The sequence below is a fragment of the Streptomyces sp. NBC_00669 genome (assembly GCF_036226785.1).
Lineage (GTDB): Bacteria > Actinomycetota > Actinomycetes > Streptomycetales > Streptomycetaceae > Actinacidiphila.
Map to the genome: position 1 here is coordinate 6,107,964 of NZ_CP109018.1, position 15,854 is coordinate 6,123,817.

The 15,854-nt window shown below is 73.0% G+C and carries 12 protein-coding genes and 1 tRNA gene; 9 read left to right on the forward strand and 4 right to left on the reverse strand.

Annotated features, from left to right (window positions below; translation table 11 throughout):
• Positions 1 to 66 precede the first annotated feature (66 nt).
• The 4 genes from OG896_RS25865 (at position 67) to OG896_RS25880 (ending at position 5,575) form a co-directional block, all read left to right on the forward strand.
• Complete coding sequence (locus tag OG896_RS25865) at positions 67 to 846, forward strand: HAD-IIA family hydrolase (RefSeq protein WP_329369140.1); 780 nt, start codon at positions 67 to 69, stop codon at positions 844 to 846.
• Positions 847 to 1,054: 208 nt separating this feature from the next.
• Entirely contained in the window at positions 1,055 to 1,732 is a 678-nt protein-coding gene (locus tag OG896_RS25870) for a hypothetical protein (RefSeq protein ID WP_329369141.1), read from the forward strand.
• A gap of 6 nt (positions 1,733 to 1,738) precedes the next feature.
• Positions 1,739 to 2,440 carry a class F sortase gene (locus tag OG896_RS25875; RefSeq protein ID WP_329369143.1) on the forward strand — a complete coding sequence of 234 codons (702 nt, stop codon included), beginning with the start codon at positions 1,739 to 1,741 and terminating at the stop codon, positions 2,438 to 2,440.
• Positions 2,441 to 2,608: 168 nt separating this feature from the next.
• Positions 2,609 to 5,575: an FAD-binding and (Fe-S)-binding domain-containing protein gene (locus OG896_RS25880; protein ID WP_329369144.1), complete on the forward strand. Its 2,967-nt coding sequence runs from the start codon at positions 2,609 to 2,611 to the stop codon at positions 5,573 to 5,575.
• Positions 5,576 to 5,647: 72 nt separating this feature from the next.
• On the opposite strand, the gene OG896_RS25885 is transcribed toward OG896_RS25880, so the two are convergent.
• Entirely contained in the window at positions 5,648 to 6,856 is a 1,209-nt protein-coding gene (locus tag OG896_RS25885) for a PP2C family protein-serine/threonine phosphatase (RefSeq protein WP_329369146.1), read from the reverse strand.
• Between the two features lie 341 nt (positions 6,857 to 7,197).
• On the opposite strand from OG896_RS25885, the gene OG896_RS25890 reads away from it, so the two are divergent.
• Together OG896_RS25890 and OG896_RS25895 are read left to right on the forward strand one after the other, a co-directional pair.
• A complete protein-coding gene (locus OG896_RS25890; RefSeq protein ID WP_329369148.1) occupies positions 7,198 to 8,634 on the forward strand; it encodes a M1 family metallopeptidase in 1,437 nt (478 codons plus the stop codon).
• A gap of 19 nt (positions 8,635 to 8,653) precedes the next feature.
• On the forward strand, positions 8,654 to 9,541 hold the full coding sequence (locus OG896_RS25895; RefSeq protein ID WP_402443187.1) for a pentapeptide repeat-containing protein: 888 nt from the start codon (positions 8,654 to 8,656) through the stop codon (positions 9,539 to 9,541).
• Positions 9,542 to 9,608: 67 nt separating this feature from the next.
• Here OG896_RS25895 and OG896_RS25900 read toward each other — a convergent pair.
• Both OG896_RS25900 and OG896_RS25905 read right to left on the reverse strand, forming a co-directional pair.
• A tRNA-Lys gene (locus OG896_RS25900) sits at positions 9,609 to 9,682 on the reverse strand.
• 45 nt (positions 9,683 to 9,727) lie between these two features.
• Entirely contained in the window at positions 9,728 to 10,486 is a 759-nt protein-coding gene (locus OG896_RS25905; RefSeq protein ID WP_328474113.1) for an IclR family transcriptional regulator, read from the reverse strand.
• A gap of 398 nt (positions 10,487 to 10,884) precedes the next feature.
• Between OG896_RS25905 and OG896_RS25910 the strand changes: the two genes are divergently transcribed.
• Complete coding sequence (locus tag OG896_RS25910; RefSeq protein WP_329369153.1) at positions 10,885 to 12,009, forward strand: LLM class flavin-dependent oxidoreductase; 1,125 nt, start codon at positions 10,885 to 10,887, stop codon at positions 12,007 to 12,009.
• 447 nt (positions 12,010 to 12,456) lie between these two features.
• Positions 12,457 to 14,334, forward strand: a complete 1,878-nt coding sequence (locus tag OG896_RS25915) for a glycosyl hydrolase family 18 protein (protein WP_329369155.1) — start codon at positions 12,457 to 12,459, stop codon at positions 14,332 to 14,334.
• 114 nt (positions 14,335 to 14,448) lie between these two features.
• Here OG896_RS25915 and OG896_RS25920 read toward each other — a convergent pair whose 3' ends face one another.
• Positions 14,449 to 15,342, reverse strand: a complete 894-nt coding sequence (locus tag OG896_RS25920) for a hypothetical protein (RefSeq protein ID WP_329369157.1) — start codon at positions 15,340 to 15,342, stop codon at positions 14,449 to 14,451.
• Positions 15,343 to 15,500: 158 nt separating this feature from the next.
• Between OG896_RS25920 and OG896_RS25925 the strand changes: the two genes are divergently transcribed.
• The gene (locus OG896_RS25925; RefSeq protein WP_329369159.1) at positions 15,501 to 15,701 is read left to right on the forward strand and encodes a hypothetical protein; all 201 of its coding nucleotides are present in this window, start codon (positions 15,501 to 15,503) and stop codon (positions 15,699 to 15,701) included.
• Positions 15,702 to 15,854: the final 153 nt, after the last annotated feature.

A 15,854-nucleotide genomic window follows, 5' to 3' on the forward strand; every position in this document is an offset into this window, starting at 1 on the left:
CGGGTGCGACCCGCCCCGGCTACGCTTGGTACATCTCAGGCGGTACCCAGGACAGGAGAGCGAGCCGTGTCGACACGCAAGCCGATCGAGTCGTGGCTGACCGACATGGACGGGGTGCTGATCCACGAAGGCACCCCGATTCCGGGCGCGGACGCGTTCCTCAAGGGGCTCAGGGCGTCGGGCAAGCCGTTCCTGGTGCTGACCAACAACTCCATCTACACCCCGCGCGACCTGCACGCGCGGCTGACCCGGATGGGTCTTGACGTGCCGGTGGGCAACATCTGGACCTCGGCGCTGGCCACCGCGAAGTTCCTCGACGACCAGCGGCCGGGCGGCACCGCGTACGTCATCGGCGAGGCGGGCCTGACCACCGCGCTGCACGACGTCGGCTACGTCCTGACCGACCACGCCCCGGACTACGTGGTGCTCGGCGAGACCCGCACCTACAGCTTCGAGGCGCTGACGAAGGCGATCCGGCTGATCAACGGCGGCGCCCGCTTCATCTGCACCAACCCCGACCAGACCGGCCCCTCGCCGGAGGGCGTGCTGCCGGCCGCGGGCTCGGTGGCGGCGCTGATCACGAAGGCGACCGGCAAGGACCCGTACTTCGTCGGCAAGCCGAACCCGCTGATGATGCGGGCCGGGCTGAACGTCATCGGCGCGCACTCCGAGAGCAGCGCGATGATCGGCGACCGGATGGACACCGACGTGCTGGCCGGGCTGGAGTCCGGCATGGAGACGTTCCTGGTGCTCACCGGGCTGACCACCCGCCCGGACATCGACCGCTACCCCTTCCGCCCGTCCCGGGTGGTCGACTCGATCGCGGACCTCGTCGACGAGATCTGACCCCCGGCACCGGCACCCCCCGGCACCGGCACCCTTTACGGCGGTCGGCCCGCACCCGTGAGCCGGACGCGCCGTTTTTACTCTCCGTAGACGAATAGTCACCCCAATGGACCACTGAGCCGCCGCTCGGAGTGCGGGCGGCGCCGGGCGGCGGAATCTTCGTAAGCACCGGGCGCGGGTCCCCGCTCCCGGCTGAGCGGAGGTCCTCATGTTTGGTCTGAAACTGCCCGCCATCGCTGCTGCCGGCGCCGTCGCCGTGCTCGCCGTGGGCGGCGTCTCCGGACTGCCGAAGCCGGCCGTCGCCGACGACGGCGGGGGAGGGTCGGGCAGCTCCTCGTCCAGCAGCTCGTCCAGTTCGTCGAGCTCGTCGAGCAGCTCGTCGTCCGGCGCGGGCAGCATGGACGTCTCGCCGCGGACCGTCGCCCCCGGCGGCGTGGTCTCCCTGCACCTTGCGACCTCCTGCAAGGCCGGGAAGAGCGCGACGGCCAGCGCCGACGTGTTCGTGGACACCGTGACCCTGGCCCCGGCCAGCGGCGGCCGGGGCATGGAGGGTGACGCGTTCATCAGGTCCGACGCCGTGCAGGGCTCGTACGCGATCGCGGTGCGCTGCCAGGACGGCACCAGCTCCGCCAGCGCGTCCATCACGGTCAGCACCAGCAGCAGCGTCACGCCGGTCAACCCGATCCACCCGGTCAACCCGGTGCCGGCCGGCGGTGGCGGCGCGGCCCGGCAGCTCGCCGCCCGCAGCGGTGGCGCCGAGCAGCTCGCCGCCGGTCCGGCGGCGGCCGGTGGCAGCACCGCTCCGCTGCTGGTCACCGGTGGTGTCGCGGCGGCCGGCCTGGCCGGTCTCGCGCTCTACCGGCGCCGCAGCGCGGCCCGCGGCTGACCCGGCATGCCCGAAGGGGAGGACGCGGAAGCGGTGCGGGCCGACACCCGGGCCAGGCCCGACAGCAAGACGTGGACGGCCCTGGCGGTCGGACTGCTCCTGCTGGCGGCCTGGCTGGTCGGCCACGGCTCCGGCGGCGGTACCGCAGCCGCCGGGGCCGTCCGCGCGCAGGCCGCGGCGGCGAACGACCACCCGCCGCACCTGTACGCGGCCCATGTCCCGCTGCCCGCGTCCGACCCGGTCCGGCTCGACATCGGCTCGATCGGGCTGCACGCCGACCTGGTCGGGCGCGGGCTGACCGACGGCACGATCGACCCGCCGCCGTACTCGACCCCGAAGGTGGCCGGCTGGTACACCGGCGGCCCGACCCCGGGGACGGCCGGCGCGGCGCTGATCGTCGGGCACGTGGACACCGAGACCGGCCCGGCGGTCTTCTTCCCGCTGAGCACGGTCAAGCCCGGCGCGCTGGTCGCGGTGACCCGGGCGGACCACTCGGTCGCGGACTTCTCGGTGGAGGCGGTGGAGGTGGTCCCGAAGGACCACTTCGACGCGACCCGGGTCTACGGCTCCGACGCCGCGGACCGCCCCGAGCTGCGGCTGATCACCTGTGGCGGCGACTTCGACAGCGCCCGGCAGGCGTACTCGGCGAACGTCGTGGTCTACGCCTCCCTGACGGGCTCGCGCGCGGCGCCCGGCAGCGGGGCTTAGGGTGCGGACAGGTGCAAGGATGCCCATCGAGGTGGGCGCGTACGGGGACGGAACGCCCGGCGGGGTTCCGTACCGGACAGCAGGCGGGACGACGGACGGAACGGCGTACGGAGTGGCCGGCGGAACGGTGTGCGAAGCGGTGTGACGATCCCCTTATCGGAGGTCCGGATGCCCAAGCGTGACCCGCGGGGGGACAGGTGGCGGCCCCTGCCCGCCGCGGATGTGCGTCCGGCGCCGGACCGGGTCGAGGAGGCCCGCGCGGCCGGCACCCCGCACGGGCTGCGCACCGACCTCGAAGCGCTGATCGGCCCGGGCAAGGTGCTCGGCGGCATCTCCGACCTGGTGCGCTACGCGTCCGACGCGAGCCCGTACCGCTTCGTGCCGCAGGTCGTGGTGGTCCCCGACAGCGTGCAGGACGTCGTCAAGCTGATGGGTTACGCCCGCGGGCAGCGCCGCAACCTGGTCTTCCGGGCGGCCGGCACCAGCCTGAACGGGCAGGCGCAGGGCGAGGACATCCTGGTGGACGTGCGGCGCCACTTCAGCGGGGTCGAGGTCGAGGCCGACGGCGCCCGCGCCCGGGTGCTGCCCGGGACCGTACTGGCCCGGGTGAACGCCGCGCTGGCCCGGCACCGGCGGGTGCTGGGGCCCGACCCGGCCAGCGCGGGCGCCGCCACGATCGGCGGGGTGCTGGCGAACAACGCCTCGGGGATGGCCGCCGGCACCAGCCGCGACTCCTACCGCACGGTCGTGTCGCTCACCGCGGTGCTGCCCTCCGGGACCGTGGTGGACACCGGCGACCCCGAGGCCGATGCGGCGCTGGCCGCCGCCGAACCCGAGCTGCACCAGGGCCTGCTGGACCTGAAGGACGAGATCGAGGGCGACCCGGGGCTGACCGCCCGTATCCGCGCCAAGCACGCTATCAAGAACACCAGCGGCTACCGGCTGGACGCCTTCCTCGACGCCGAGACCCCGGTGCAGATCCTGCGCGGGCTGATGGTCGGCTCGCAGGGCACCCTCGGCTTCGTCGCCGAGGCGGTCTACGAGACGCTGCCGGTCCGGGCCGCGGCCACCGCCGGGCTGCTCTTCTTCCCCACGCTCGACGCCGCCGCGGCCGCGGTGCCGCTCTTCGCGCAGGCCGGCGCGGAGGCCGTCGAGCTGATGGACGGCCATGTGCTGCGGGCGTCCGTCGGCGTGGCCGGGGTGCCGGCCGACTGGGAGGGGCTGCCGGCGGAGTGCGCCGCGCTGCTGGTGGAGTTCCAGGCCGCCGACGAGACCGAGCTGGCCGCGTACGAGCGGGCCGCGCGCCGGGTCTGCGACGACCTCGGGCTGGTCGCGCCGGTGCCCTCGGCCGGCAACGACTTCAGCCGCGACCCCGAGACGATCGGGCGGCTGTGGCGGGTCCGCAAGGCGTTCGTGGCCGCGGTCGGCGGTCGCCGGCCGCCCGGCACCACCCTGATCACCGAGGACTTCGCGGTGCCGCCGGCCCGGCTGGCCGAGGCGTGCGCGGAGTTGCTGGCGCTCCAGGAGCGGCACGGCTTCGACGCGGCGGTGGCCGGCCACGCCGCCCACGGCAACCTGCACTTCCTGCTCGCCTTCGACGCGGCCGACCCGGCCGACGTGGAGCGGTACGCCGCCTTCATGGACGACTTCTGCCACACCGTCACCGAGCGGTTCGACGGATCGCTCAAGGCCGAACACGGCACTGGGCGCAACCTTGCTCCGTTCCTGGAGCTGGAGTGGGGCTCGCGCGCCACCGCCCTGATGTGGCGGGTCAAGGCGCTCCTGGACCCCGACGGCATCCTCGCCCCCCGCGTCGTCCTCGACCAGGACCCGCGCGGCCACCTGCGCGGCCTCAAGACGCTGCCCGCCACCGAGGCCGCCGCCGACCCCTGCATCGAGTGCGGCTTCTGCGAACCGGTCTGCCCCAGCCGGGACGTGACCACCACCCCCCGGCAACGGATCGTGCTGCGCCGCGAGATGTTCCGGCAGCCGGCCGGCTCGCCGGTGCTCCGCGAACTCCTCGACGCCTACGGCCACGACGCCGTCGACACCTGCGCCGGCGACTCGCTGTGCGCGGCCGCCTGCCCGGTCGGCATCGACACCGGCGCGCTGATGAGGGACTTCCGCCGGGCCGGGCACACCCGCGCCGAGCAGCGCGCCGCCGCCTCGCTCGCCACCCACTGGCCCACCGTGGAACGGGCCGTCCGCGCGGGCCTCGGCGCGGCCGGCGCCGTACGCGACCGGGCCGGCGACCGCCCGCTCACCTCCGCGAGCGGGCTCGCCCGCCGGGCGCTGCGGCCCGAACTCGTCCCCGAATGGCTGCCGGAGACCCCGGGGGCCGCGCCGCACCTGCCGCGAACGCAGCGGCAGGGCGCCGCCGCGGTCTACTTCCCCTCGTGCGTCAACCGGATCTTCGGCCCGCCGCGCGGCAGCGGCCGCGGCTGGGTGGTGCAGGCGCTGGTCACCCTCGCCGAGCGGGCCGGGCAGCCGCTGTGGATTCCGCCCGACGCGACCCGCGCCTGCTGCGCCACCATCTGGCACTCCAAGGGGTACGACGCGGGCAACGCGGTCATGGCGAACCGGGTCGTGGAGCACGCCTGGGCGTGGACCGGCGGCGGGCGGCTGCCCGTGGTCGTGGACGCCCAGTCCTGCGCGCTCGGGCTCTCCCGCGAGGTCGTGCCCTACCTCACCGACGCCAACCGCGAACTGCACGGGGAGCTGACCGTCGTCGACGCGGTGGCCTGGGCGGCCGGCCAGCTCCTGCCCAAGCTTTCGGTCACCCGGCCGATCGGCTCCGTGGTCCTGCACCCCACCTGCGCGGCGGTCCACCTCGGTGACGCCGCCGACACCGGCGACGGCGGGAGCGCGCTTGAGGCTGTCGCCCGGGCCTGCGCGCAGGACGTCGTCGTCCCCGACGACGCGGGGTGCTGCGGCTTCGCCGGGGACCGGGGCATGCTCCACGAATCGCTCACCGCCGCAGCGACCCGCCCCGAGGCGGAAGAGGTCGCCGCCCGCGCCTTCGACGCCCACCTCTCGGCGAACCGGATGTGCGAACTGGCCATGGAGCACGCCACGGGTGAGCCGTACGAGTCGGTCCTCCTCGCCCTGGAGCGGGTGACCCGCAGGGGGCCCTGACCCCCCTGGGGTGGTGCCTTCCGCCGGTGGAGGGACCACCCGTTGGTGGTGGGCTGAGCGGGGCGGCGGGCCCTAGATGAGGGGCGGGTCCGGGGGGTGGGTGGGGAGGGGGCGGGGGATGGGGGAGAGGAGCAGGAGGACGACGTCGTCGGCGAGGGAACCGCCGGCGTGCTGCAACAGATCCGCGTAGACGCGCTCGACGGCGCCGTCGAGGTCGTGGCCGCAGCCGGCGACGAGGGGGCCGACCCGCTCCGAAAGCGGGTAGAAGGAGTTGTCGCGGGGGCTGCGCGCCTCGATCACACCGTCGGTGCACAGCACGAGGATGTCCCCGGGCAGCAGCGGCACCCGCCAGGGCGCGGGGCCCCGCGCGGCGCGGGCCGAGGCGTCGGAAGGCCCGGACCCGGGCGCGGACACCCGCGTGGGCGACGACGTCGAGACCATGTCCGCGAGCCCCAGCGGCACCCAGGGATCGACCGGCTCCAGCGTCTCCACGGAGCCGTCGCGCGAGACCCGCAGCGGCGCCACATGGCCGTAGTGCAGCAACTCGACGCTGTCCGGCTTGTCGAACTGCGCGAAGAGCGCGGTGATGAAGTCCCCGGTGTCCACGTGCCGGGCCACACTCGTGTCGACCCGCGCGGCGACCGTGTCGAGCCCGCCCTCGTCGTACGCCGCCTCGCGGAACGCGCCGAGCACCACCGCCGAGGTCTGCACGGCGGCCAGCCCCTTGCCGCGGACGTCGCCGATGAGCGCGCGCACGCCGTGCGGGGTGTCCAGGACGGCGTAGAGGTCGCCGCCGATCTGGGCGGCATCGGCCGCGGAGACGTACCGCACCGCGAGCCGGAGCGTGCCGACGCGGGGCGCGGGCGGGTGCATCAGGGCGTGTTGGGCGGCCTCGGCGACGGAGGTGATCGCCGTGAACGCCTTCGCGCCGGTCTCCCGGCGCCAGGCGATGTAGATGCTGAAGAGGCTGACCAGGCAGTACGCGAAGAGCTGGCCGAACAGGACGTCGTGGTTCGGGATGTCGGTCACGCCGTCGTACGGCGACAGGGCGCCCTGGACGGCGACACCGAGCAGGCTGATGAACAGCGTGCGCTGCCAGCTGACGGTGATCGCGGCGAGCGGGGGCGCCGCCACGATGCCGGGGGTCAGAAAGTGGTCCTGGCCGGCGAGCAGGTCGGCGATGACCACGATGGCGAGCGCCGCCAGCGGCAGGGACAGGCCCATGCGGGAGAGGTAGTCGCTCTCCAGCCGCTGTACGGCTCGAACCCAGGCGTTCTTCACATGGTGTACCTATCTGGCCTTCCCGGCCGCGTCAGCCGCGCGCCTCCCACGCCACGGAACAACCGCCGGTCGGGACCGGCACCGCCATGACCAGGAACGCTCCGAACAGTTCCAACGTTCCCAGCTTCACCTGTGCGTGCAACCTGATGGCGAGCGCTACCCCGGCCGACCCGGCCCGCAAACATCCCGGCGGCAGGGAATTGCGCGCAGTGTTGCGCCGGGTGAAAGTTGTGCGACGGCAGGGGGAACAGGGGTGGCAGAGGCGCCGGTCTCTTCCTAGGGTCTGCATGTACCTGCCACCGTGGCCGGGTACGTCCTGACCCCGCGCTGGAGGAACCCCTGTGCGTTTCCGACTGATCGCGTCCACCGCCGTCGCCACCGCCTTCGGACTGCTGGCGATCCCGGCATCCGCGGCGAGCGCCGGCCCGGGCGCCCCGGGCATCGGCGACCCGTACTACCCGACGTACGGCAACGGCGGCTACGACGTCTCGCATTACGCGCTCGACCTCAGTTACCAGCCCACCACCGACACGCTCTCCGGCACCACCGTCGTCACCGCGACCGCCACCCAGGGGCTGACCAGCTTCGACCTGGACTTCGCGCTGGACGTCAGCAAGGTCACCGTCAACGGCCGGCCGGCCCGCTTCGCCTCCAGCGGCGAGCAGGAGTTGGTGGTCACCCCGGACCGGACCATCGCCAAGGGCCACCGCCTCACCGTCGCCGTCACCTACTCGGGGGTGCCCTCGAAGGTCCAGCGCTACGGCTTCACCTCCTGGATGCGCACCCCGGACGGCGGGGTCGCGGCCAACGAGCCGGAATCCGCGTGGTGGTGGTTCCCCAGCAACGACCACCCGGCCGACAAGGCCACCTACGACGTGAACGTCCGGGTGCCCAAGGGCGACCAGGCGATCAGCAACGGCGTGCTGGTCTCGCAGCACACCAGCGGCGGCTGGACCGGCTTCCACTGGGTGGAGGACAAGCCGCAGGCCACCTACCTCGCCACCCTCGCGGTCGGGCACTTCGACATCACCCACTCCCGCACCGGCACCGGCGTGCCCGTGGTCAACGCCTACAGCCCCGACCTGGACCCGGCCACCGCCGCCAACGCCAAGGCCAGCGTCGAGCGCACCGGTGAGATCGTCGACTTCCTCAGCGGCTACTTCGGGCCGTACCCGTTCGACTCGGCCGGCGGCTACGTCCCCGACGTCACCGCCGGCTTCGCGCTGGAGACGCAGACCCGGGTCTTCTACAGCCCGAAGTTCTTCACCAAGGGCCCGGACACCTCGGTGGTCGCGCACGAGCTGGCCCACCAGTGGTACGGCGACAGCGTCTCGCTGGAGCGCTGGTCCGACATCTGGCTCAACGAGGGCTTCGCCGGCTACGCCGAGTGGCTGTGGGCCGAACACGAGCACACCGGCACCCCGCAGGAACTCGCCCAGCAGGTCTACGACGCCCACCCGGCCGACGACGCGTTCTGGACCGTCAAGCCCGGCGACCCGGGCGCCGCGAACCAGTTCGACGACGCCGTCTACGACCGCGGCGCGGTCGCGATCCAGGCGCTGCGCGACACCATCGGCGACACCGCGTTCCTGAAGCTGCTCAAGGCGTGGCCGACCCAGCACCGCTACGGCAACGGCACCATCGCCGAGTTCGAGTCGCTCGCCGAGCACCTGTCCGGCAAGGACCTGAGCGCCTTCTTCACCACCTGGCTCTACACCGCGGCCAAGCCCGCGGTCTTCCCGGCCGCGCCCGCCGCGAGCCGGTCCGCCGCGAACTGACCCGGCGCCGTACGGCACCATGGACCGCGGGCGGGGCCGGACCCCGCCCGCGGAACGGCCGTACGGAAGGAGCGCGGTGAGCGCAGGGGATGCCCGGTCGGGACAGTTGCCGCAGCTGCGGGCGGACTGCGGGAACTGCTTCGGCCTGTGCTGCGTGGCCCTCGCCTTCACCCGCTCCGCGGACTTCGCGGCCGACAAGCGCTCCGGCGAGCCGTGCGGCAACCTCACCGACGGCCACCGCTGCGGCATCCACACCCGGTTGCGGGCCGACGGCTACCGCGGCTGCACGGTCTACGACTGCTTCGGCGCCGGCCAGCAGGTGTCCCAGGTCACCTTCGGCGGCCGGGACTGGCGCGGTGCCCCCGACGGCGGCCGGGCGATGTTCGACGCGCTGCCCCGGATGCGCCAGCTGCACGAACTGCTCGCCTACCTCACCGAGGTCCGCGCCCGGCCGGCCGCCGCCGCGCTGCACCCGGCCGCCGACCGTGAACTGGCCCGGGTACGGGCGCTGACCGGCCTCGACCCGGACCGGCTGGCCGCGCTCGACCTCGACGCCGAGCGCGCCGCGGTCAACCCGCTGCTGCTGCGGGGGAGCGAGCTGGTCAGGGCGCAGGCGCCCGGCCGCCGCCGCGCCGACCGGCGCGGCGCGGACCTCGTCGGCGCCCGGCTGCGCGGCGCGGACCTGCGGGGCACCGATTTCCGCGGTGCCTGCCTGATCGCGGCCGACCTGCGCGGGGCGGACCTGCGGCTGGCCGACCTGATCGGCGCGGACCTGCGGGACGCGGACCTGCGCGGCGCGGACCTGACCGGGGCGCTCTTCCTCACCCGGTCCCAGGTGAACGCGGCGCGCGGCGACGCCCGTACCCGTATCGGGCCGGCGCTGGACCGGCCGGCGCACTGGAGCTGAGGGCCGCGCGGGCATGGAAAAGGCCATGGAAAAGGCCCCCCGCTCGCGCGAGGGGCCTCACCTCAGGTGCGCCGCCAGGGACTCGAACCCCGGACCCGCTGATTAAGAGTCAGCTGCTCTAACCAACTGAGCTAGCGGCGCCTGCTGACATGGAGATCGTACCGCATGGCGGGGCCGCGAAGAAAATCAGATGCTCATGCTCAGCAGCACCGGAGCGGCCCGCTCGTGCAGGGTGTCCACGGCCGGGCGCAGCCGGTGCGCCTGGGTGTACGGCATGGACAGCGCGAGGCAGGCGACGGTGTTGCCGATGGTGACCGGGATGGCCGCGCAGACGGTGCCGACCGCGTACTCCTGCAGGTCGAGGGTGGGGACGCTGGCGGGCTGCCGCTCCAGCTTGGTGAGCAGCACCCGGTCGTCGATCACGGTGCGGGAGGTGAGCCGGGCCGGACGGTGCCGGGACAGGTGCTCGCGGCGGCCGTTGTGGTCGAGCTGGGCGAGCAGGCACTTGCCGACCGCGCTGGCGTGTGCGGCGGAGCGGAAGTCGACCCACTCGTTGACCTTCGGCGCCTTCGGGCCGTCGGCGAAGTCGATGATCCGCACCTCGCCGTCGTCGTACCGGCTGAAGTAGACGGCGGCGTCGACCTCGTCGCGCAGCTTGATCAGGATCTCCTTGAGCTTCTCGGCGAGCGCCATGTCGCGGTTGGCGGCGCCGAGCAGGACCAGGGACTCGCCGACCACGTAGCCGCCGCCCGGCAGGAATCCGAGGTAGCGTTCGCGACGCAGCATGGAGAGCAACTGGCTGAGGTAGCTCAGCGGCACGCCGATCTCGCGGGCGAGCTGTTCGGCGCTGACGCCGTCGCGATGCGTGTTCACGGACTCCAGCACGCGCAGTGCGTACTGGACCGCGTACACCCCCGGTCCAACCTGTCGGTGCTCCAGCGCCACGGTGACCCCCTGCAAGGTAAGACCGTCTGCGTGCCTGGCCCCACCGCTGGTCGTGGGTCAGTGTCAAGGCCTGACCCGCGGTAGGACCGATACTCCACGATAGCGCCAATAGGCTTTCCGGCAGAGGTGGTTGAGAGTCGGTTGAAGGTTGTTCCGACCGCTCACAGCCGTATATGCAGGAAGAGGGCACGCTGGCATATGACATGGTCATTGCCCTCTTCGGGGTGATCTGCAATTGCTGTTCCGGCGGGGTGTGCCGGAAGCACGTGGGGGTGGGAATAAGGCGGTCGCGCGCTCCGGTTGCACCCAACGGACGCGCTGCGCCCGCACAGCACCTCGCCCCGGCGGGCCGGACCCGTCCGAGGGCACCACGATCGACGACCAAGGAGGCGCCCACCGTGGCCGACGCAAGCCTGCCCGACCCGGGACACGGCATCCGGGGGACGGTCCGCGGAAGCGCACCGGTGCCCCTGTCCGTACTGGATCTGGCCACCGTCGGCAGCGGCTTCACCGCCACCGACGCGCTGCGCACCAGCGTGGAGATCGCCCGGGTCGCCGAGACCCGTGGATACCACCGGATGTGGGTCGCCGAGCACCACTCGATGCCCGGCGTGGCCAGCTCCTCGCCCGCGGTGATCCTCGCCCACCTCGCCGCCCACACCGGCACCCTGCGGCTCGGCTCGGGCGGGGTCATGCTGCCCAATCACGCGCCCTTGGTGATCGCCGAGCAGTTCGGCACCCTGGAGGCGCTCGCGCCCGGCCGGATCGACCTGGGCCTGGGCCGCGCCCCCGGCACCGACGGCGCCACCGCCGCCGCGCTGCGCCGCACCGAGACCCTGCACGAGGGCGCCGACGACTTCCCGCGCCAGCTCGCCGAGCTGACCCGGTTCCTGGACGACGAGTTCCCCGACGGCCACCGCTACGCGCGTATCCACGCCATCCCCGGCCCGGTGCAGGGCAGTTCGCCCGGCGGGGTGCAGTCCCCGGCCCGGCCGAGCGTGTGGCTGCTGGGGTCCTCCGGCTTCAGCGCGCAGCTGGCCGGAGCGCTCGGGCTGCCGTTCTCCTTCGCGCACCACTTCTCCGCCGTCAACACGCTGCCCGCGCTGGCGCTGTACCGCGAGTCGTTCCGCCCCTCCGCCGTCCTGGACCGCCCCTACGCCTCGATCGGCGTGGCCGCGCTGGCCGCCGAGGACCCGGAGGCGGCCCGCCGGCAGGTGCTCACCGGCGCGCTGAGCATGCTGCGGCTGCGCACCGGCCGCCCCGCTCTGGTGCCGACCCCCGACGAGGCGGCGGCGTACCAGTTCAGCGCGATCGAGCGGGACTTCGTCGACTCCTGGCTGGGCAACGTGATCTACGGCGACCCGGCGGCGGTCCGCACCGGGCTCGACGAGCTGGTGGAGCGCACCGGCGCCGACGAGCTGGTGATCACCGCCAACGCGCACACGCCGTCCGCCCGGCTGCGTTCGTACGAACTGATCGCGGACGCGTACGACTTCCCGAAGGACGTCGCCGCGACCTCCTGAGCGCGCGCCGACCCGCCCGCCCCGCTTGGGCGCACGGGCGGAACGGGCGAGCGGAACAGACGAACTGAACGGACGAGCGGAACGGACGAGCCGTCGTCGGTCGAGAGGCCGGCGGCGGCTCCTTCGCGTGTCCGCGCCGTGTCCGCGCCGCGTCCGCGCCGGTTAAAGGCCGGCTACCGGCGGGTCGGTGGTCCGGCGCCGCGGGTGGGCGACGGCGCCGGCTTAAGCACGACTTAAAGGCGCTTGTCATCGCGGCCCACGGGCGGCCGCGCCCGGGGTGCCGAGCGGGCCGCCGCACCCCGTCGCCACCAGATTGGTCTAGTCCAAGTCTGGTTCAGACCATTGACGTGCACTTGACCAAGGGTTAACCATGCTCGTCGCCCCCTGTTGTTCCTCCTTCTCCCCCCGGAGGTCCTTGTGCAGTCAAGGTCAAGGAAGAGAGTGTTCGTGGCCGCCGCCACGAGCGCCGCCGTCGGACTGGGCTTGTTCACCGCCCTGGTCGGCGGCCTCGGCACCGCGCAGGCGGACTCCGCCACCACGGCCGCGAAGCCCGCGGCCGCCGCAAAGCCCGCGGCCGCCGCCGCGAGCAGCGGCGGGGCCAAGATCGCCTACTACGACCAGTGGAGCGTCTACGGCAACGCCTTCTACCCCAAGAACCTCGACACCGAGGGCCTGGCCGGCAAGCTCGACGTCCTCAACTACTCGTTCGAGAACATCGACCCGACCAACCTCACCTGCTTCGAGGCGACCAAGGCGTCGGACTCCACCAACGAGCAGGACCCGAACGCCGGTGACGGCGCGGGCGACGCCTTCGCCGACTACCAGAAGTCGTTCGGCTCGGACATCAGCGTCAACGGCACCGCCGACGTCTACAACCAGCCGATCGTGGGCAACTTCAACCAGCTCAAGGAGCTGAAGGCGAAGTACCCGAACCTCAAGATCCTGGTCTCGCTGGGCGGTTGGACGTACTCCAAGTACTTCTCCGACGCCGCGGCGACCGACGCCAGCCGCAAGAAGCTGGTCAGCTCCTGCATCAACATGTTCATCAAGGGCAACCTGCCCGAGCAGGGCGGCTACGGCGGCGACGGCAGCGCGGCCGGCATCTTCGACGGCTTCGACATCGACTGGGAGTACCCCGGCTCGCCGGGCGGCCACGTCGGCAACCACTACAGCGCCGACGACAAGGCCAACTACACCAAGCTGCTCGCCGAGTTCCGCACCGAACTGGACGCGTACGGCTCGGCCAACGGCGGCAAGCACCTGCTGCTCACCGCGGCCCTGCCGTCCGGCCAGGACAAGATCGCGAACATCGAGACCGACAAGATCGGGCAGTACCTCGACTACGCGAACGTCATGACGTACGACATGCACGGCGGGTTCGAGGCCACCGGCCCGACCAACGAGCAGGACCCGCTCTACCAGTCGTCGAGCGACCCCTCCGCGGTGATCCCGCCGGGCAACGAGAAGTACAGCACCGACAACGCGATCAAGGCGTGGACCCAGGGCGACCCGGCCTACGGCATCCCGGGCGGCATGCCGGCGAGCAAGGTCACCATGGGCTATCCGCTCTACTACCGCGGCTGGGACGGCGTGGCGGCGGGCAGCAACCACGGGCTCTACCAGCCCGCGAGCGGCCCCTCCGCGGCGCGCGGGATCAGCGCGACCGCCGGGATCGCGTACTACAAGGAGCTGACCGGGGTCGTCGACAACCCGGCCGACACCTACTACGACGCGCAGTCGCAGTCGGCCTACTTCTACAACGGGTCCACCTTCTGGACCGGGCTCAGCGACCAGTCGATCACGGCCAAGGCGAACTACGCGCACTGCAACGGGCTCGGCGGGTCGATGATGTACTCGCTGCTCGACCTGGACGCCTCGGCGACGCTCTTCAACAAGATCGTCACCGCGACCAACGGGTCGGCCTCGGACTGCTCCGGCACGGGTACCACCAGCGGGGGCACCTCCACGGGCACCTCGTCGGGCACCTCGTCGGGTAGCACCGACGGCGGCACCTCCTCCGGCACCTCCTCCGGCACCACGGCGGGGACGACGGACGGCGGCACGTCGACCGGCACCTCGACGGGTACCTCGACCGGTACGTCCACCGGCACGTCCACCGGCACCTCGACGGGCACGTCGAGCGGCACCACCGGTGGCAGCGGCGGCAGTTGCACGCTCGCGTCCTGGAGTTCCAGCGCGGTCTACACCGGCGGCGACCAGGTCTCCTGGAACGGCCACAACTGGCAGGCCAAGTGGTGGACCACCAACGAGGAGCCAGGCACCACCGGCGAATGGGGCGTCTGGAGCGACCTCGGCGCCTGCTGATCGTTCCTCTCACCGGCGGGCGTCCTCACGCGCCCGCCCCACCGGGGCCCGCGTCCTTACTCCCCCCGAGGACGCGGGCCCCACCCATGTGCCGGTTCCGCAGTTCTGCCGTGCTCAGTGCGGGCGTCGGCCGAACCGCGCCGCCACGGACTGCTCCAGGGTGAGGCCGTCGGCGTCGTCGTCCGGCTCCAGGAACGCGTGGATCACCGCCAGCGCGACCGTGCCCATCAGGGAACCGCGGCGGTCGTGGTCGACGACACCGGAGGCGGGGTCGCCGATGGCCCTGAGCGTCATCCCGTCGGTCGCCGCGGACAGCGCGTTCGCCAGGTCGTCGAGGGTGAGCCCCCTGCGCAGCCGTAAGTGCCGCTCGCGGAGCACCGTCTCGTACAGCTTCTTCCACGAGCCGAGGTAGTCCTCGTACACGGTGGAGATGATCCGCGTCACCTCCTCGTCCCCCTCGGCGGCCGTCATGAGCGCCAGGCCGAGCCGGACGGAGGGCAGCCGGACCCCCTCGGCGGTGTGCTGGTAGGCGATGTCGTGCACGGCCCGTACGAAGTCCGGTCCGTGCACCAGCCGTCTGATGTGGGCGACCCGCCGCTCCCGGAACTCCGGCCGGTAGTTCTCCCGCCACACCGCGAAGGTGATCAGGTCGGTGACGAAGTCCGAGTGCGGGCTCCAGCGGTCGCGCAGCATCGACACCCCGTTGCCGTACCGTGTGAAGGGCTGCGGCCCGGCGGCGAACTCCTCGGCGACCCTGCGCTGCGAGAGGGAACCCAGCAGCAGGCGCTCGCTGTTGACGCGGCTGCGGCCGCCCGGGCCGAGGTGCGCCACGAGCAGCCGCATGCCGGCCGCCAGGAGCGCGGCGGTGACCCGGTCGTTCGCGAGCCGGTCACGCCCCCAGCGGGTACGGCGGTTGAGGTTGCGCAGCACCCCGGACAGGTCCTGGTCGTACGGGAAGGGCAGGCCCCGCTTCCCCCGAGGGCCCCGCGGCTCGTCCATGTCGTCCATGCCCGGGATGCTGCCCGCTCCCTCGCGCCGCCACCAGGGGCGCAGGTGCGCGGAGTTCGGGGCCGGCCGGCCGACTCCACGCGACCGCGGGGAAGCGGCCGCGCCGCCGGTCGCGCTAGACCGGAGGTCCGCCGTCAGTTCCGGACAGGGGATCGAAGATGCTCACACCCGCCATGGGAGCCGCCGCATGGGTTCTGGCCGGCGCCGCCGTCAGCGGCGCCGCGGTCAGACTCCTCCTGGGGCTGCTCGCCGCGCACGCCGCCCGCACGGTACTCAGGCCCGCCGCCCCCTCCGAATCCGCCCACCGCCTCGCGGTACTGCGCGCCCTCCTCGACGAACTGCGCTCCCACCGCCGCTGATGACTCCGCCGGTGCCGAGCGACCCGTCGACCGGCGCGTTTCGCCCGGGACACGGACCGCTTCCCGCCGGACCGTGTCCCGGGCCGGTGCCACCACGACCACCGGACGCGAGCGGCGCGCGGGGAGCCGCGGGCGACGCACGGACATGACCTG